Origin of the sequence: Vibrio sp. V38_P2S17PM301, assembly GCF_009904845.1 — a bacterium.
Lineage (GTDB): Bacteria > Pseudomonadota > Gammaproteobacteria > Enterobacterales > Vibrionaceae > Vibrio > Vibrio proteolyticus.
Genome location: NZ_WXWO01000012.1, coordinates 1 through 17796, shown reverse-complemented (window position 1 = coordinate 17796; position 17796 = coordinate 1). Strand labels below are relative to the sequence as shown.

Genomic DNA, 17796 nt, shown 5'->3' with positions numbered 1-17796 from the left:
CACATATGTTCGGTTGGCCAAAAGTTGTTACTTCAAATAGCGACTGATGTGCTCAAGCGCACCCGTCAGTTGTTCTGAATTAAGAGGTCTGTCAGTCGGTCGATTGCGTTTATCCAGCGATTCGTACCCCCCAGCGGTATTCACTTCCAGAATAGAGTCCGGCGTAATGATGCCATATCCGCTGTACTTTGAAGACATGATCCAACCACGTTGTTTAAACGGACCAAATAAGTCTTCCCCGGTCGAATAGTCCGTCAAAGGGTTCGCCACACCAAGATAATTCACCATCAGCGTCGGAACCACATCCTCGTGGGAGCTCAATGCATTTAAATACTGAGCATTGGCCAGCTTTTTCACATCTGGCGCCACAATGATAAACGGCACTTTCACCTGAGGATCGGTAAAGTTACTGTTGTGCCCCCAGAAGTTCAGCTTGTTGTCGTTGAGCTCCTGACCGTGATCACCCGTGATGATAATCACTGTATCGTCCAGTTTGTCCTGAGCTTTAAGGGTATTCACGACTTCTTTGACCAGACTATCAACATAATGTACCGAGGTTTTATAACGATTAAATAACGGCGTCGGATCGGTGTCGTTATTCAACGCCAGATAATTCAACTCATCCAGCATTGGTTCAAACTTATGCGGATAGGTCGCCGGGAAATCATACCCGTGTGGCGCATCATAAAACAGGAAAGAAAAAGCCGGTTTAGCATGATCTACATTCTGATACCAGTTTTTCCAGTCATCGGTGAGATTACGATCTTTTGCCGACGGACTGTCCCCTTCTGAGCGAATACGCAGATCGGGAACATTGCGAAAAACCGTGCGATTGAACTCCGGCTTAATTAACTGAGCCGACGTAAATATCCCCATCTGATAATTGAGCTGTTGCAAGCGGTCAATCAATACCGGAGAACGCTGATTAGCCAGAAACGCGTGCCAGTATGTCCCCGGCATCCCATAAAACAAACCAAAGATACCGGTGCGCGTCGCGTTACCCGTCGAAATGTGGTTTTGATATGTCACGCCTTGCTGAGCAAGTTGCCAGATAGTCGGCGACACCGCCTGGCTGAAGGTATCGTAACGCCAGGAGTCGATCACCAGGAGCATAATGTCTTTCGGGCGCGTCAACGGCATGGTTTGCAGAGGATTAAGAGGATAATTCAGATCCCCTTTATTCGACAATTTGAGACTCTTCTCCTGCTCAATCGCGTCCAGATCGACCCAGCCAAGCTTTTTCATCAATGAATTGGCAGTCAGCGGGTAATACAGAGGCAGGTAACGCTTGACCATCGAGACCGGCTGATACGCATTCGCCACCGCCCAGGCGTGAATCAGGTTTGCCAGAACAAAGACACTGACTAACGTCCAGCCCAATTTTCGACCGAGTTTGGCAGGGATATGTTGCTGACGTTTTTCCAGATAGGCTAGCGCGGTGTATTCAATCAACAATGTGGCAACAAAGCCACCGAGGGCCATCAGCCAGGTAACCAACGGGAATGACACAATGTCACCCGCCAGAATGAGTCCGACAACAACTGAATTAATGTGGAAGCGGTATTGGGCAAACACAATGGTGTCGATGAACAACACGCTGATCCCCAGCGCCGCGATAATGGCCATGCTTACACGGCGGGCTCGTTCAGGCAGAAATAATAACGGCCACAGCACCAACACGAATAGCGCCACCAACAAGGACATCTGACCCAGTGTTGATAGTACCGCAAACAGCGCGGATAGCGGGGTAAATGATTCGGTCGGGAAAAAAGCAAAAAAGCGGGCCGCGATCAACGATGCCAACATAGCGTTAAGCAGGACAAACCAGCCCAATACGCTCCATTTCGATTTGTTCATAGATCATCTCTTTATAAAACAGCGTTATGACGTTTGTTGCCGTTTAAAGTGAGGTTTGAGAGTCCGTTCCATAAACTCGCGCCACTTGCGTTCGATTTTCCGTTTACCGAAGTAGCGAATATAGTTAGCCAGCGGGATCAGCTCCGCTCCGCCAAAACCGTCAATCATCATGACTTTAATTTGATTGTCATCTTCAACCACTAACATGTTGCTCATGACCAGATCACATGGAATCACATTGTATTCCAACAGATAGTCTTTTAATGACTGCATTGCCTGCCAAAAGGCGGCTTGCTGGTCCGTATTGAGCGGTTGTTCCAGATAGTAACGCAAATCAAGAGGCGGTGTGCCCGATGGGTTGGTCACCAACTCTTGTTCCATACCGATATAGTCATCGGTTTCAATGACCTGATAAAACGCTGGAATGTGAGTGAATGCCACGCCGCGTTTCAACAGGTACTGCAAATAGCGGATCTCACGCCGGCTCTGCTTTGCTTTGTGTTTACGACTGACTTTGATACATCGGGTCGGATCGTCCGGATTCTGGAAGCAAACGCGTTCATCCCCCCGGCCAATCACTTTCCATTGGGTAAAATCTTGCATTAAGCACTCATTTATTGTTGTACACCGACAGGATCTGCTGGTAGTTCTTCTCCATCACGGCATCCACATCCAGTGTCAGCGCCAATTCGCGACACTGACGCTGAATATGCTCATCGTCTTTGTAATTCGCCCAGTGTTGCATCGCTGCCGCCAGTTCATCAAACTGAGTCGCTGCGGATATGACGGTCGACACATGCGGCTGCAATACTTCTTTGGCACCACACTGTTCGGTTGTGATCACAGGAGTCCCACAGGCCAGAGCCTCAATGACCGTGAAGCCAAACGGTTCATAATGAGCTGGCAACAGATAGCAATCGGCCAGGGAGAAGTAGAGTTCAGGCTGGCTCTGCGCTCCGAGAAATGCACACTGCGCTTCCACTCCCAGCGACTTCGCATACTGTTTGTACTCTCCTTCACTGTTTTCCCGTCCAGCAATTAATAAGTTGGCTGCAAAGTTCAGGCGAGCCAAAGCTTCCAGTGCGCTCTTCAGCCCTTTTCGCTCATACCCGGTCCCCAGAAACAGAAACGTCGGCAGAGAAAAATCCAACCCTAACTGTTGTTTTAACTGACTGACCTGCCCGTGATAGCGCTCAGCATCAAAACGTTTGGTATCGACAAAATTGTGGATCACCGAAATCTTATCACGAGGCACCTGATAAGCCTCACTGATCTCGGCGGCACTTTTGTATGAGTTTGCCACGATATGTCTGTATGCGTCCGGTGCCATCGCTTTTTGCTCAATTTTCAGCGATACCTTGTCCTTCCACCGAAGTTTCTGACGTCCGGAAGCTTTGAGGAAATGAAAATGCGTGCCGCCACCGATCCGCAGCATATCGTGTGTCCAGGTTTTGCCCAGCCCATACACAAAATCATAGTCCGATGCCTTGACATGCTTGTCTACCGCCTTGGCAAACTGCCACATCCGGTGCGCTTTGCCGAGTCCAAACGGGCGCAGCTCGACAAATTTAATAGCAGGATGAGAAGGTTCAACATGAGAGCGGCAAATAATAGTCACGTCTTCACCCTGCTCAGCCAGATAACGGGAAAGGTGGTTAAGGAATAACTCTGTGCCACCTGACTTGGCGTGACGCATATGAATTAATGCAATTTTCATTTAGGATTTTGCCCCGGTGAAGGCAGCCTGCGGCCGGTAAAAGGTGAGTAAAAATATACATGAGTTACCCCACCTTTACAAAACAGCCACCAACCCGGTTTGACCACCCACAGCCGCGAATCAGCCAGCCGAGTGCGTAAGTTCGCCTCTCAGCCATCATGGCAGAGCTACGGCTGAGGAGACTGACTCAGTCTCTGGAGTAGCCCGTAAGGATGGCCTGCCACTGCGCTGGTTGCCAGTGGATACCTGCGCGCTGCTGCTCTTTAACAAAAGAACGCTTGAGACGCTCAAGGTTAGCGGCTTTCCAGCGTTCACCGCGCTGAGCGGCACATTTATCAAAGTCGATCAGCCACACCTGCTGCTGGTCATCAAGCAGAATGTTGTGGATATTAAGATCAGTGTGATTAACCTGCGCGTCGTGCATACGCCGAATCATCTGCCCGATGCTCAGATACAACGCTTCGTCCAGCGGCTGTCTTTGCAATACCGACACCAAGTCACGAGCATGGGGAATTTTTTCACTCAGCAAATCGGCCTGGTAAAGTAAACCGGTTCGCACTGCTCGCGCGGCAATCGGACGCGGCACGTTCACGCCGGCCTGGCGCAGCCGCTGCAATAAATCAAACTCAAGATAGCTGCGAGTGGACGTCCAGCCACTGAACCAGTAGTGATCGTTGACCAACTTGCCAAACAACCCGCCACGCCGATAGTGCCGCAGCGCCGCAGCCAGCTTTTCGGTTTGCACGAACCATGTAGTGCCACGCCCTTGCGCGCTGCCCAGGATTTTGTTTTGAGCTTGCCAAAATTGCGGGTCAAAACAGTGATGCGGGTCTTCAGACAACAACTGTTCGTCATACCAAATCATCTGATTCTTTCTTTGCTGTGTTTTCACATCGTTGCCTATGCAGTTGCAGCCGGTAAATGAGCGCCGACGAGGTCATATTGACAGAGGATTTTACATTTTCTCACCCTATCTGCATAATTCCTGTTAGCTTTTTCTACTATGAAATATCGAATGACCCTGTTCTCATCCGCTCCAAAGTCTATCTGTGTCTTGCGCCTGTCTGCCATTGGCGACGTGTGCAATACCGTTGCAGCCGTTCAGGCGATTCAGCGCGCCTGGCCGACCACGGCCATTACCTGGATAACCGGGAAACTGGAAGCCCAGTTGATTGACGATCTGCCCGGTATCGACGTGGTGGTGTTTGACAAAAATCGCGGCTGGCGAGCCTACCGTGATCTGTGGAATCAACTGAAAGGACAGCAGTTCGATGCACTGCTGCACATGCAGTACGCTTTGCGCGCCAGTGTCGCCACATTGGGCATTAAAGCTCGCTATAAGCTTGGTTTTGACGCCAACCGCGCTCAGGACTTCCAGACGCTGTTTACCAATGTGAAGGTGCCCTCTCCTCAGGCACCGCATGTCCTGGATGGTTTACGCGCTTTCGGTACGCACCTGGGGGTCACAGACATGACTCCAAGGTGGCATATCCCCTACTCGGGGAGTGACAGACAGTGGGCGCAGCAGGCACTCAGCCCCGACCAAAAGAATCTGGTCATCGTACCGGCGGCCAGCAAAGCGTATAAGAACTGGACAGCCGAAGGCTATGCCGATGTGATCCATCACGCCCAGACTCTGGGCTTTCACATCACCTTAGCGGGCAGCCCGGCAAAGGTGGAAGTGGATCTGGCCACAGCTGTGGAAAGGCGACTCAGCCAGCCCGTAACGAACTTGGTCGGTCAAAGTAGCATTAAGCAGATGTTGGCCCTGCTGGATAGAGCGGATCTGGTGATTGCCCCAGATACCGGCCCGGCCCATATGGCCAATGCCATGAATACACCCGTGATTGGTCTTTACGCCCATCATAATCCGGACCGTACCTGTCCATACCAGTATCGCGAATACGTTGTCTCCGCCTATGACGAAGCGATTCAAGCCGAACACCACAAGCCGATCAGCGAGTTGGACTGGCGTACCCGAGTCAAAGACAAACACGCAATGCAGCGCATCACGTCCGACCAAGTGATCGCCATGCTGGACAAAGCCGTGCAAGATTTCTCTATACTTACCATCGACCATTCCAAGCTGAGCGCGGATCGCGCCAGTGAACACAATCAAAAGGCACACGAGTGAGTAAACCAACCTTAGCGGTCACGTTGATCGTCAAAAATGAAGCCCGTCATCTTCAGGCCTGCCTGGAGAGTGTTTGTGAATGGGTCGATGAAATCGTGATCCTCGATTCGGGCAGCACCGACAACACCGAAACCATCGCGCGTCAGTTTACCGATAAGTTTTTCACCAGTGCAGACTGGCCCGGGTTTGGCCCTCAGCGACAACGCGCGCAAGCCTATGTGGAATCGGATTTTATCCTGTGGCTGGACGCCGACGAACGCGTCACTCCCGAACTCAAAACGGATATTCAAACCGCAATAAGCCAACACTCCGGCGATACGCTCTATCGAATCAACCGTCTCACCACCGCGTTTGGAAAAGAAATTCGCCATTCCGGTTGGTCTCCGGACTGGGTAGTACGTTTGTACCGGACTCAGGACACGCACTACAACGATGCTCTGGTGCATGAAAGTGTGATGATCCCTGATGGTTTTAGCGTGACGTCGCTTAACGGCCGCCTCAAGCATTTTACCTACGAGCGTTTGAACGAATACACGCGCAAAACTCAGCAATACATGCAGGCGTGGGCCGATCAACGCGAAGGTCGCAAACGTTCTTCTCTCGCGGGGGCAGTGATGCACGGACTGTTCCGCTTCCTGAAAATGTACGTAATCAAACGTGGTTTTCTTGATGGCAAGCACGGTTTTCTGTTGGCGGTACTGAGCGCCAATACCACCTTTACCCGCTACGCCGATTTGTGGTTGCGTGAGTACGTCAAACAACAAGGCAACAAGCAATGAACATCTGCCATGTGAATCTGGCCTCCGGTTACCACGGTGGCGAAAATCAAACCCTACAGCTGATCAAACAACAGATAGAGATGGGTTATCAACTGACGGTCGTTGCCAATCCGAAAAGCCCGTTTGCCGATGCCATTCGGCAACTCGACTGTCAACTGGTGCTGGCAAAAAACTATTTCCAGGCACACGCGAGGTCCGTCACCGACGGCTGTAGACTGATCCATGTACATGAAGGGCGAGCCATTTATTGGGCGCTGCTCCAAAATGTACTCCATGGCGTCCCTTACATCGTGACCCGTCGCATCGATAACAAAATGAAGAAGAAGTGGCTGGCGAATATGGCATACCGTCGTGCCATGGCCGTGGTCGGTCTCAGCCGTGAGATAGTCCGACGAATCAGTGAAGCATACCCCGTGCTGACCACCTACCAGATCCCGAGTTCGCCAGTCAGCTATCCGGTCGATGAGACTGAGGCAGCCAGTATTCGTCAACGCTTTGAAAATAAATACTTGGTGATTCATGCAGCTAACATGCTGACACACAAAGGGTTTGATGTGACGATTGAAGCGGCTCGCCGCTTGGAACAAAGCCATCCTGAGATTCATTTCGCCCTATTAGGTGACGGCAAAGAACGCACCACATTGGAAACCCTGGCAACCGGGCTGAGTAATCTGAGCTTTGTGGGCAAGCAATCCAATATGGGCAGTTGGTTTCGCGCGGCCGATCTGCAGGTTCACCCTTCGTATACTGAAGGCCTCGGCTCAGTGATTCTCGAAGGTCTGCACAGTGGCCTGCCCGTGATCGCAACCAATGCCGGCGGCATTCCGGATATCATTGAAGACGGTGTTTCGGGCCGCTTGATCGAGCCGGGTGACGCCGCAGCACTGGCAGAGGCAATCGTGCAACTCAGTCAGAACGAAGCGCTACGCCAGCGTCTGCTCACTGGCGCTCAATACAAACTCAAAGATTTTTACATCGAGCACACCGCTCTGCTGTATCAGGACATTTATCAGAAGGTTGATGCATCTTATGGCCAATAAAGTCATTTACCCGGGCACCTTTGACCCGCTAACCAACGGACATCTGGATATCATCCAACGCGCGGCAGCCATGTTTGATGAAGTGGTGATCGCGGTGGCGGCCAGCCCATCCAAAAACACCATGTTCACGCTGGAAGAGCGCGTTGAGCTGGCCAGACAGGCCACGCAGCAATTTGGCAATGTCAGTGCTAAAGGTTTCAGTGGACTACTGGTTGATTTTGCCCGTGATGAAAAAGCCAACTTGTTGGTGCGCGGTCTGAGAACCACGGTCGACTTTGAGTATGAATTTGGCCTGACCAACATGTACCGACGCCTGCTACCCGGGTTGGAAAGTATCTTTCTTACCCCAGCAGAAGAATACGCTTTTATCTCTTCCACCATCGTACGGGAAGTGGCGATTCACGGCGGAGAAGTGGCTGGATTCGTTCCGGCCGCCGTGGCAGAGGCCCTCAAAACCAAGATACAAAAATAAAAGGTCTCCCCTCTATTGTTTAATCGATGGAATAATAGCGTTTGTACCAATCAACAAACGCTTTCACTCCTTGCTCTACCCCAACCTGAGGACGATAACCAGTCGCCTTGAACAAATCCTCGGTGTCGGCATAAGTGACGTACACATCGCCCGGCTGCATCGGGAGCATATTTTTCTGCGCTTGCACTCCGAGCGCAGACTCTAACGCCTGGATGTAATCCATCAGTTTGACCGGACTGCCGTGCCCAATATTGTAAACTCGGTAAGGCGCGGAACTGGTCGCCGGTGTCCCCGTCTCGACGCTCCAACCAGAGTCAGGCTGCGGCACCACATCTTTGATGCGCATGATACCTTCCACAATATCGTCGATATAGGTAAAGTCACGCAGCATATCACCGTTGTTGTACACATCGATCGCTGCACCGCTGAGAATCGCCCGAGTGAATTTGATCGGTGCCATATCCGGACGCCCCCAGGGACCATAGACCGTAAAAAAGCGCAGACCTGTGGTCGGGATACCATACAGATGCGAGTAGGTGTGCGCCATCAACTCATTGGACTTTTTAGTGGCGGCATACAGGGAGACGGGGTGGTCGACACTGTCTGAAGTATTAAACGGTGTTTTACGATTGAGACCGTATACCGAACTGGAGGAAGCGTACACCAGATGCTGAATTTGATGGTGTCGACAGCCTTCCAAAATGGTCAGGTGACCCACTAAATTACTGTCCGCGTAAGCCATCGGGTTATCAATTGAATAACGGACACCGGCTTGCGCCGCCAGATGAATCACTTTATCAAATTTTTCGTCCGCAAACAGACGGGCCATGGCTTCGCGCTCAGCAACGTCCAGTTCCAGAAAAGTGAAATGCTGGTGTGCCACACGGGCTAAACGCGCGTCTTTCAAACGCACATCATAGTAAGCATTGAGGTTATCGATCCCGATCACTTCATGGCCTTCAGCGCACAAACGTTCCACCACAGCCGATCCGATAAATCCAGCAGCGCCTGTTACTAAAAACTTCATCCGTCAAATCCTTTTGATGGGCAACTGTTTGTATACTAACCTTTTTTGTTCGGAGTTTCCGCTCTTAGCTGGCATCGGGGACAAAAAAACGAATTGCGCTGGCCAATTTTCAGCTCTTCAATCGGGGTGGTACATCGTAAGCACGGTTGTCCTTTTTTACCGTAGACCTGCAACTCCTGAGCAAAATAGCCCGGTTTACCATCTGCCTGAGCAAAGTCTTTCAGAGTAGTTCCGCCCTGCGTGATCGCCGTCTCCAGCGTCTGCCTGATCAAAGGTATCAGGCGCTGCCAGTCGGAAAGCGTCAGTGTACCTGCTGGTGTCAGCGGATGAATACCGGCCTTGAACAACGACTCATTGGCGTAAATGTTGCCGACGCCGACCACCACTTTGTTGTCCATAACGAATTGCTTCACCGCCACCTTTTTGTTAGCGGCCTTTTCCAGCATATACTCAGGCGTAAAGACCTCACTGAGCGGCTCCGGCCCCATGTGACCAAGTACCGGATGCTCAGTACCCGGTTCACTGTATAACCAGGCACCGAAACGGCGTGGATCGTTGTAACGCAGTACTTTGCCATTGGTCAGCGTCAGATCCACGTGATCGTGTTTACTCGGCGCAAACTCACCATCCAGTACCCGCAACGATCCGGACATACCAAGGTGAACAATGGCGCAACCGGCGTCCGTTTCAATCAGCAGATACTTCGCCCGGCGGCTGATCTGACGCACCACCTGACCTTCAAGCGCTTTCAGCTCGTGCGGGATCGGCCAACGCAGCTTAGGAGTACGGAAAGTAAAACAACGGATCGTCTGGCCGATAAGATGCGGGCTGATCCCCATTCGGCTGACTTCAACTTCTGGTAATTCAGGCATGGGTACTTCTTTCTATGATATTCAACTGGGTAACGGCGTTTACGCCATCAGGGTAACAGATAGGCTGGCTGAACCGAAATCGCAATCCACTGCTGTTGCCAGTTTTGAAACAGAGCAAATTGCTCCGTCTGATACCAGGTAATACGTTGTGGCTCTTCGATATTGCGATACCACACCTCGATACTGACCGGTGAACTTAAGCCAGCGCTCAATGAGCGATAAGTTGCCTCATCCACAATCGTACCCTGCAGCGCCAGCCAGCGTTGAGCCAACTCCTCAGGCGCCGTTTGCGCAGGCGGATCAAGCCGCCAGCGGCCCTGATTCTTCTCCAGCGACCAGCGCGTGGCATAAATAGCAACCACTTCCTGGTTAGGGTCGAGCAGAAACGGGGCGGCCGATGGCTGGGCCAACTGGGGTTCCAGCAGATAAGTACGGATCAAGCTCGGCACATTCAACACCGCAATGAACGCTATAATGGCCAGAATCAGCACATTGTTCCACTGGCGACGGGTCAGTTTCATCAGGCAGGCACACCGCTATCGTTGTTTGAGACTCAAAAAGTATACATGATTTCGCCGCTAAGGCGCAGCGCAGTGGTGCTCCGAACCAAAGAAGCAGAATAGCAGACAATAAAAAACCCAGCTCGAAAGCTGGGTTTTCTCAACTGCGACTTCTACGAGAGAAGTTACAAAGGCGAAATCAATTACTTGATTTTCGCTTCTTTGTACATAACGTGCTGGCGAACTACTGGATCAAACTTTTTGATCTCAAATTTGCCTGGCATGTTACGTTTGTTCTTATCAGTTGTGTAGAAGTGACCAGTACCTGCAGAAGATACCAGACGGATTTTCTCACGAATGCCTTTAGCCATTGCCTAATTCCTCTTAAACGTTTTCGCCACGAGCACGGATATCAGCAAGAACAGCATCGATGCCTTTCTTGTCGATGATACGCATGCCTTTAGCAGTCAGACGTAGTTTAACAAAACGTTTTTCGCTCTCTACCCAGAAACGATGAGTTTGTAGGTTCGGCAGAAAACGACGCTTAGTAGCATTTCGTGCGTGTGAACGGTTGTTACCCGTTACTGGACGCTTACCAGTTACTTGGCATACTCGGGACATGAATGTCTTCTCCAAATCGTTTCAGCTCGATATCAACCTTGGTGGCCGAACCTCTCTATTTCCAATCAGAAGTTAGAGGTTAAAAACCGTTATGGAAAATCCATACAAGGCTATCAAAGGTCGCGCATTATACTAACTTGACTAGTATTGCTCAAGACCCGAACAGATCCTTTTTACGGGTTTTCGTGATCTTTTTTTAAGCAGAGCTGATAATAGTTCAAAAAATGTCGGGGGATTGTAGCAGAAACTCGCAGGTGAACAACTAAAAACTTCGGCCTTTCCACACACCACAGGCGGCTTTCGGCACCAGCCGAATAAAAACCACGATTAACCTGACGCTTTTTTGGCGACTAAACTGTATGCCATTATCTCATATCAATCTGATTATAAAGCCAAATCAATCCGATTCTGTATGTAAAGCAGCTTTGCTATTGTCCGCCAGTCGGACACAGAAAATATCACAGCAACAGCGCCGATTTGAGGGTTTAACTCCCTCAAATCTGAGGCTCGCACCGCTTCACAACCAACCACGCTCGGCAAACGACACCACTTCACCATCGCCAATCACAAAATGATCGAGAATTCTGACATCGACCAAAGCCAGCGCATCGCTCAAACGTTGCGTAATGCGCCGGTCGGCCTGACTCGGCTCCGCCACTCCTGACGGATGGTTGTGCGCCACAATCAGCGCAGCAGCGTTATGATGTAATACCCGCTTGACCACTTCGCGCGGGTAAACGTTGGCGGCATCCAACGTACCTTCAAACATCACTTCGTCGCTGATCACTCGATGTTGGTTGTCGAGAAACAAGACGTAGAAGGCCTCACGCTGGCGATCGCGCAAGACACTGGAAAGATACATCCGGGTCTGCTGCGGGCTGGTCAGCGCCCCGCCACGCTTAAGCGTTTCCGCCAGATAACGCTGGGTCATCTCCAGTACGGCCTGCAACTGGACATACTTGGCCTGGCCCAGCCCTTTGTGCTGACAAAATTCGTTCTGAGTAGCCGAGAACAGCTGACGCAGCGAGCCAAAATCCTGCAGCAGCTTATCGGCCAACGCCAACACATTCATGCCCGGCGTCCCCGTCCGCAGAAAAATCGCTAACAATTCGGCGTCAGACAGTGACTGTGGGCCACGACGCAGCAATTTTTCACGTGGCATGGATTCATTGGGAAGGGATTTAAAGCTCATGGGTTCACTCAGCAAGCACAATAACCCCGTATATAGAACAGCAAACCCCAAAGGGCGCAAGCGACCCTTGGGGTTTATCAACGCCGGGCGGACGGGGAGTGTAACTGAGCAGTCACTCAGAGTTTAAAATGCCCGACCAGTTGTCCCATCTCTTGTCCGGAGGCCGAGAGACTGGCGCTGATCGCTTCTGAGCGTTGCAGATTATCACTTAACTGGGTGACGATATGCTGAATGGCCACCAGATTCTGGTTGATGTCTTCGGCCACCACACTCTGCTCTTCCGCCGCGGACGCTGTCTGAATGCCCATATCATGAATGGTGCGTACCGCCTGCTGAATGCCGGCCAACGACTCTTTGATCTGAACCGATTCCTGAGCGGTCTGCTCACCCCGTTGCTGACTGGCACTCATGGTGGTCACCGCACGCGCCACCCCACTTTGCAGTTGTTTGAGCATGTCACCAATCTCATGGGTGCTGCTCTGAGTGCGACTCGCCAGCGAACGGACCTCATCCGCCACGACAGCAAACCCGCGTCCCTGCTCACCCGCTCGCGCGGCTTCAATCGCCGCATTTAACGCCAGCAGGTTGGTCTGCTCGGCAATGCCGCCAATCACGTCCAGCACCTGAGTGATCTGGGCGGTTTGAGCACTGAGATCCTGAATCGCATCCGAAGTCAGGTTGACCTCATCCACCAGCTTGCCGATGCCCTCAATCGCATCACTGACTTCGCGTTGCGCTTCATCTATCTGCTGATTGGCAGAATCAATCGCCTGAGCGGTCGCGTGAGTATTGCCAGCCACTTCGCGCGCAGTCGCGCTCATTTCCGTGACGGCCGTGACCACTTTGTCAGTTTCCAGGCAGTGATTCTGCATCTGCTGGCTGGCGTAGCTGGTTTGATCGTCGAGATCATGTGACGCGCTTTGTACGCTTTGCGCCGAAGTGCGAATATCAGCGATGAGCGGTTGCAGCTTATACATAAACTGGTTAAACGCCCGGGCGACATCGCCAACCTCATCCTGAGTCTCAACCTGCAGGCGCGCAGTCAGATCGCCGCCGCCCGCTGCGACATCTTCCAGTGACGCGGCGATGTGCTGCAAAGGGAGAATACCGCGCGACACCAGCAAGCTGACCACCACACCGGTGAGCAGCAGCCCGACCACCGACAGGCCAATCGCAAACAGCGTTTGTGCTTTTAATGCCGCCAAACTACTGTGACGAAATGCCGCCACCTGAGTATCGATGTCGTCGATGTAAATACCGGTACCGAGCACCCAGTCCCATTTAGGCAAGTATTCGGCGTACCCGAGTTTGGGAGCCTGAGCATCGATCGTCGGTTTGTGCCAGGAGAAATTGAGGAAGCCGTCGCTCTGCTTGGACGCCGAGATCAGTCCGGCAATCACGGCCACACCATTTTCATCTTTCAGGCCATACAGGTTTTTGCCTTCCAGTTGCGGTTTAATGGCGTGTAAAGTGTTCATGCCCTGCGAGTCATAAGCAAAAAAATAGCCATCGTCACCAAAACGCATCGCTTTCAGAATGGTCTTGGCGCGAGCCTGGTTTTCCCCCTGTTGGTCGGCATTGTAAAGCGGTTTAATCGCCGTCACCCCCATCATCAGATAGGCCTTGAGTTCCGCTTTACGCGTCTCCAGCAACTCAGCGCGGTAACGGCTCAATTCCTCATCTAGTGAACGCATACCGCTCCAGTAATTCACTGCGGTCACCATGGCCGTAATGGCGATCAAAGGGATCAGGGTCAGTAACAGTAATTTATTCCGACTTCTCATTATTTTGCCTTATTATCAATTATTTTCAGCGAGTTATGCGCCTATCATGCAGTGCAAACTCGGAATGTCTGTGAAGCACACGGAAGTTTTTCAGTTGCACTGACCACGTAGGAGAACCGGATGCCAATTCTGTGAGTTCAACTGTGTCAGCGGAAACCTAACTCTCCGTCAGAGTTGTGATAAGATTGGCCCAGTTTTGACGAATTGGTATGGATGGCGACATGCAAACACTCGCAGGAAAGAAAATCCTCCTTGGCATCAGTGGCGGTATTGCGGCGTATAAGTGCGCAGAGTTAACCCGACGACTGATAGAGCGCGGCGCACAAGTGCAGGTCGTAATGACCAAAGCGGCAAAAGAATTTATTACTCCGTTGACCATGCAAGCGGTCTCCGGCCGACCAGTATCCGACAGCTTGCTCGATCCGGCGGCTGAAGCGTCGATGGGCCATATCGAACTGGCCAAATGGGCCGATTTGGTGCTGCTCGCGCCCGCCACTGCCGATTTGATCGCCCGCATTGCCGCCGGGATGGGCAACGATTTGCTCACCACGCTGGTGCTAGCGACAGATGCCCCTATTGCGGTCTCTCCGGCGATGAACCAACAGATGTACCGCAATCAGGCCACGCAGGCGAATCTCGCGACCCTGTCCGAGCGGGGAATGCTGATCTGGGGACCGGCAGCGGGCGAACAAGCCTGTGGTGATGTTGGCCCGGGTCGCATGCTGGAGCCAATGCAGTTGGTTGAACACTGCAACGACTTTTTCGGTCCAAAGCCGCTGGCAGGCAAATCCGTACTGCTGACCGCAGGCCCGACCCGTGAAGCGCTAGATCCGGTTCGCTATATCACCAATCACAGCTCAGGCAAAATGGGCTATGCCCTGGCGCAGGCCGCCGCGCAGATGGGTGCTGAAGTGACCCTTATCAGTGGCCCGGTCTCACTGCCAACGCCCGCTGGCGTCACTCGAGTTGACGTCAACAGCGCCGAGCAGATGCATCAGGCGGTCATGACACATGCCAAGACACATCAGGTGTTCATTGCCTGCGCAGCGGTTGCAGACTACCGAGCACAAACGGTTGCCGAACAGAAAATCAAAAAGACCGACGACAGCGACAAGATGACACTGACCCTGGTCAAAAATCCGGACATTGTTGCGTCAGTAGCGGCAATGACGGAGCATCGCCCGTTCACCGTCGGTTTTGCGGCGGAAACACAGGACGTGGAAAAGTACGCACGTAGCAAATTAGAGAAAAAGAATCTTGATATGATTTGCGCCAATGACGTCTCGTTAGAAGGGCAAGGCTTCAACAGCAATGACAACGCCGTCACCGTGTTGTGGAAAGAGGGCTCAGAGGCACTGCCACTGGCGTCTAAGCAAGCACTCGCCCACGCAATTTTGCTGCACATCGCTCACCAACTGACAGGCAATCCTGCGTAATCGAGGATTCGTTTTCAGATAAAAACGCTTCGAACGGTTAAGCGGCCGGCCCGGCTGACCGCTTTATAAAAATAATTAGTAGTTGTTTATCAGTAGTATATAAAGGACAAAACATGGCCGGCACAAGAAAATCAAATCGTCGTGAAGAAATTCTCCAGGCGCTTGCGCAAATGCTGGAGTCGAATGATGGCGGATCGCGCATCACGACGGCAAAATTGGCCAAACAAGTTGGTGTGTCGGAAGCGGCGCTGTATCGTCACTTTCCCAGTAAAGCGCGCATGTTTGAAGGCTTGATCGAGTTCATCGAAGAGTCTTTAATGTCACGTATCAACCGCATTCTGGATGAAGAAAAGGATACCCTGACCCGAATCCGTCTGGTACTGCAGTTGATCCTCGCATTTTCCGAACGTAACCCGGGCCTGACACGCATTTTGTCGGGGCATGCTCTAATGTTTGAAAATGAGCGTCTGCGCGATCGCATCAACCAACTGTTTGAGCGCATCGAAACCTCGCTGCGTCAGATCTTGCGTGAACGTAAACTTCGTGAAGGCAAATCCTTCCCGGTAGACGAATCCATTCTGGCCGCCCAGTTGCTTGGTCAGGTCGAGGGCAGTCTGAACCGTTTTGTCCGTTCAGACTTCAAATATCAACCGACCGCGAATTTTGAAGAGTACTGGGCGCTGCTAAGTGCACAAATTCAGTAGAGACTATGAGTAAAGAAAAATACGGCAAACCTGAGTTTTCTCTCGCGTTGCTTCACCCCCGCAACTGGGGCGTGTGGCTGGGTTTTGGCTTTCTGGCACTGGTCGTAAACCTGCTGCCCTACCGTATCCTGCTGTTTATTGGCCGAAAAATCGGCGCTATTGGCATGCGCTATGGCAAAAAACGGGTACATGTGGCGACCCGTAATCTGGAACTGGCTTTTCCGGATAAACCCGCCGATGAGATTACCGCCATGGTGGAAGAGAACTTTAAAAACACCGGAATGGCGCTGATCGAAACAGGCATTACCTGGTTCTGGCCAACCTGGCGCTTTAAACGCCGTATTATCGACAAAGACACCAGTGCGCTGCGCGGGCATCAGCAAAATGGCCAAGGGGTGCTGTTGTGCTGCGTGCACGCACTCAATCTGGAAATCACCGCCCGAGCCTTCGGTGTACTCGGCATACCGGGTTACGGCGCATTCCGTCCGCACGACAACCCAGCGTACAACTTTATCCAATATTGGGGCCGCACTCATAACGGCAATAAACTGATTGACCGTAAAGACGTCAAACAAATGATTCGCGTGTTGCGCCAAGGTGAGTTGCTGTTCTATTTGCCAGACCACGATTATGGCCGCAACAAGTCGGTATTTGTGCCGTTTTTCGCCGTACAAGACGCTTGCACCACCACCGGCACCAGTATTCTGGCCTACACCAGCAAAAGTGCGATTGTGACCGGATCGGGTTTTCGCAACGCGCAGGGTTTTTATGAGATCTACGCCGATACCTCAATTGAAAAAGACTATCCACAAAAAGATGAAGTCGCCGCCGCCGCGTATATGAACAAGTACGTGGAAGCCCTGATCCTACGCGCACCAGAACAATGGATGTGGCTGCACAAACGCTACAAAACTATGCAGGACGAAAGCCAGCCGAAAGGCATTCGTTACCGTTAAAAGGTGGGTTACAGTTACAACACTCTTTAAAGTTAACCTTTAAGAATTTTCATTATTTCGAATAAAGCACTATATGACTTTTAGAAAAGATATAAATGGCCTTAGAGCGCTTGCGGTAATTGCTGTCCTTTTATTCCACTTGGACTTCAATTGGATACCTGGTGGATTTGCAGGTGTAGATGTATTTTTCGTCATTTCTGGATTTCTTATGACTGGTATTATTGTCAATAGACTAGAGAATCAGTCATTTAGTTTAATGGGGTTCTATTCAGACAGAGCTAAAAGGATATTTCCACCTTTAGTTTTTGTGACCGCATTTTCATTAATTTTAGGATATTTTCTATTACTCAAGCCAACTGATTATGCAAACTTAGCAACTCACGTATATAGTAGTTTAGGCTTTTTCTCAAATATCATTTACTGGTTAGATTCTGGTTATTTTGATTCCACTCCAAAAGATAAGTGGCTTCTACATACGTGGTCATTATCTGTAGAATGGCAGTTTTATATTCTCTATCCTGTACTAGTTATACTCATAAATAGATTATTTCCTAAAAATGGCATAAGAATAACCCTGCTTATTTTAACATTTTTTGGATTTATAATTAGTGTTTTTTCAACTCTAAATTGGCCAGAATCATCTTATTACTTATTGCCAACTCGTGCATGGGAAATGACTTTTGGGGGGCTTGCATATTTCTACCC

19 protein-coding genes are annotated in these 17796 nt (G+C 51.1%); 8 read left to right on the top strand and 11 right to left on the bottom strand.

Going from position 1 to position 17796, the window contains the following annotated elements; genetic code table 11:
• Nucleotides 1–27 precede the first annotated feature (27 nt).
• The 4 genes from CAG64_RS02590 to CAG64_RS02575 form a co-directional block, all read right to left on the bottom strand.
• Nucleotides 28–1857, bottom strand: coding sequence for a DUF3413 domain-containing protein (locus tag CAG64_RS02590; protein WP_161488494.1), 1830 nt, complete (start codon nt 1855–1857; stop codon nt 28–30).
• 24 nt (nt 1858–1881) lie between these two features.
• Nucleotides 1882–2460, bottom strand: a complete 579-nt coding sequence (locus CAG64_RS02585) for a YrbL family protein (protein WP_161454059.1) — start codon at nt 2458–2460, stop codon at nt 1882–1884.
• 7 nt (nt 2461–2467) lie between these two features.
• Nucleotides 2468–3574 carry a glycosyltransferase family 4 protein gene (locus tag CAG64_RS02580; protein ID WP_161454058.1) on the bottom strand — a complete coding sequence of 369 codons (1107 nt, stop codon included), beginning with the start codon at nt 3572–3574 and terminating at the stop codon, nt 2468–2470.
• A gap of 187 nt (nt 3575–3761) precedes the next feature.
• A complete protein-coding gene (locus tag CAG64_RS02575) occupies nt 3762–4466 on the bottom strand; it encodes a 3-deoxy-D-manno-octulosonic acid kinase (RefSeq protein WP_161454057.1) in 705 nt (234 codons plus the stop codon).
• A 123-nt stretch (nt 4467–4589) separates the two neighbouring features.
• Here CAG64_RS02575 and CAG64_RS02570 point away from each other — a divergent pair, with 123 nt between their 5' ends.
• From CAG64_RS02570 to coaD, 4 genes are read left to right on the top strand one after another with little or no spacing between them, the layout of a single operon-like run.
• Nucleotides 4590–5708, top strand: a complete 1119-nt coding sequence (locus tag CAG64_RS02570) for a glycosyltransferase family 9 protein (protein ID WP_161488493.1) — start codon at nt 4590–4592, stop codon at nt 5706–5708.
• The gene (locus CAG64_RS02565; protein WP_021704591.1) at nt 5705–6487 is read left to right on the top strand and encodes a glycosyltransferase family 2 protein; all 783 of its coding nucleotides are present in this window, start codon (nt 5705–5707) and stop codon (nt 6485–6487) included. The genes CAG64_RS02570 and CAG64_RS02565 overlap by 4 nt, the downstream gene beginning before the upstream one ends.
• Nucleotides 6484–7527: a glycosyltransferase family 4 protein gene (locus CAG64_RS02560; protein WP_161488492.1), complete on the top strand. Its 1044-nt coding sequence runs from the start codon at nt 6484–6486 to the stop codon at nt 7525–7527. Before CAG64_RS02565 ends, CAG64_RS02560 begins: the two co-directional genes overlap by 4 nt.
• Entirely contained in the window at nt 7508–7999 is a 492-nt protein-coding gene (gene coaD, locus CAG64_RS02555; RefSeq protein ID WP_040902335.1) for a pantetheine-phosphate adenylyltransferase, read from the top strand. The genes CAG64_RS02560 and coaD overlap by 20 nt, the downstream gene beginning before the upstream one ends.
• 19 nt (nt 8000–8018) lie before the next feature.
• Here the strand turns inward: coaD and CAG64_RS02550 are convergent, their stop codons facing one another.
• The 7 genes from CAG64_RS02550 to CAG64_RS02520 all read right to left on the bottom strand — a co-directional run bounded on the left by CAG64_RS02550 (nt 8019) and on the right by CAG64_RS02520 (nt 13995).
• Entirely contained in the window at nt 8019–9026 is a 1008-nt protein-coding gene (locus tag CAG64_RS02550) for an NAD-dependent epimerase (protein WP_161488491.1), read from the bottom strand.
• 35 nt (nt 9027–9061) lie between these two features.
• Nucleotides 9062–9898 (bottom strand): bifunctional DNA-formamidopyrimidine glycosylase/DNA-(apurinic or apyrimidinic site) lyase, encoded by an 837-nt coding sequence (gene mutM / locus CAG64_RS02545; protein ID WP_161488490.1) that lies wholly within the window; start codon nt 9896–9898, stop codon nt 9062–9064.
• A 47-nt stretch (nt 9899–9945) separates the two neighbouring features.
• Nucleotides 9946–10419 carry a hypothetical protein gene (locus tag CAG64_RS02540; protein ID WP_161454053.1) on the bottom strand — a complete coding sequence of 158 codons (474 nt, stop codon included), beginning with the start codon at nt 10417–10419 and terminating at the stop codon, nt 9946–9948.
• A 182-nt stretch (nt 10420–10601) separates the two neighbouring features.
• Nucleotides 10602–10769 carry a 50S ribosomal protein L33 gene (gene rpmG / locus CAG64_RS02535; protein WP_002535344.1) on the bottom strand — a complete coding sequence of 56 codons (168 nt, stop codon included), beginning with the start codon at nt 10767–10769 and terminating at the stop codon, nt 10602–10604.
• Nucleotides 10770–10782: 13 nt separating this feature from the next.
• Nucleotides 10783–11019 (bottom strand): 50S ribosomal protein L28, encoded by a 237-nt coding sequence (rpmB, locus tag CAG64_RS02530; RefSeq protein ID WP_021704597.1) that lies wholly within the window; start codon nt 11017–11019, stop codon nt 10783–10785.
• A 517-nt stretch (nt 11020–11536) separates the two neighbouring features.
• Nucleotides 11537–12211: a RadC family protein gene (radC, locus tag CAG64_RS02525; protein ID WP_161488489.1), complete on the bottom strand. Its 675-nt coding sequence runs from the start codon at nt 12209–12211 to the stop codon at nt 11537–11539.
• A gap of 116 nt (nt 12212–12327) precedes the next feature.
• Nucleotides 12328–13995, bottom strand: a complete 1668-nt coding sequence (locus CAG64_RS02520; RefSeq protein WP_161488488.1) for a methyl-accepting chemotaxis protein — start codon at nt 13993–13995, stop codon at nt 12328–12330.
• A gap of 221 nt (nt 13996–14216) precedes the next feature.
• On the opposite strand from CAG64_RS02520, the gene coaBC reads away from it, so the two are divergent.
• The 4 genes from coaBC to CAG64_RS02500 all read left to right on the top strand — a co-directional run.
• Nucleotides 14217–15431, top strand: coding sequence for a bifunctional phosphopantothenoylcysteine decarboxylase/phosphopantothenate--cysteine ligase CoaBC (gene coaBC, locus CAG64_RS02515; protein ID WP_161488487.1), 1215 nt, complete (start codon nt 14217–14219; stop codon nt 15429–15431).
• 113 nt (nt 15432–15544) lie between these two features.
• Nucleotides 15545–16135 (top strand): nucleoid occlusion factor SlmA, encoded by a 591-nt coding sequence (slmA, locus tag CAG64_RS02510; protein WP_021704601.1) that lies wholly within the window; start codon nt 15545–15547, stop codon nt 16133–16135.
• Nucleotides 16136–16140: 5 nt separating this feature from the next.
• Nucleotides 16141–17091 carry a Kdo(2)-lipid IV(A) acyltransferase gene (locus tag CAG64_RS02505; RefSeq protein WP_021704602.1) on the top strand — a complete coding sequence of 317 codons (951 nt, stop codon included), beginning with the start codon at nt 16141–16143 and terminating at the stop codon, nt 17089–17091.
• Nucleotides 17092–17164: 73 nt separating this feature from the next.
• A partial coding sequence (locus CAG64_RS02500) for an acyltransferase family protein (protein ID WP_161489267.1) occupies nt 17165–17796 on the top strand: 632 nt, incomplete at its 3' end.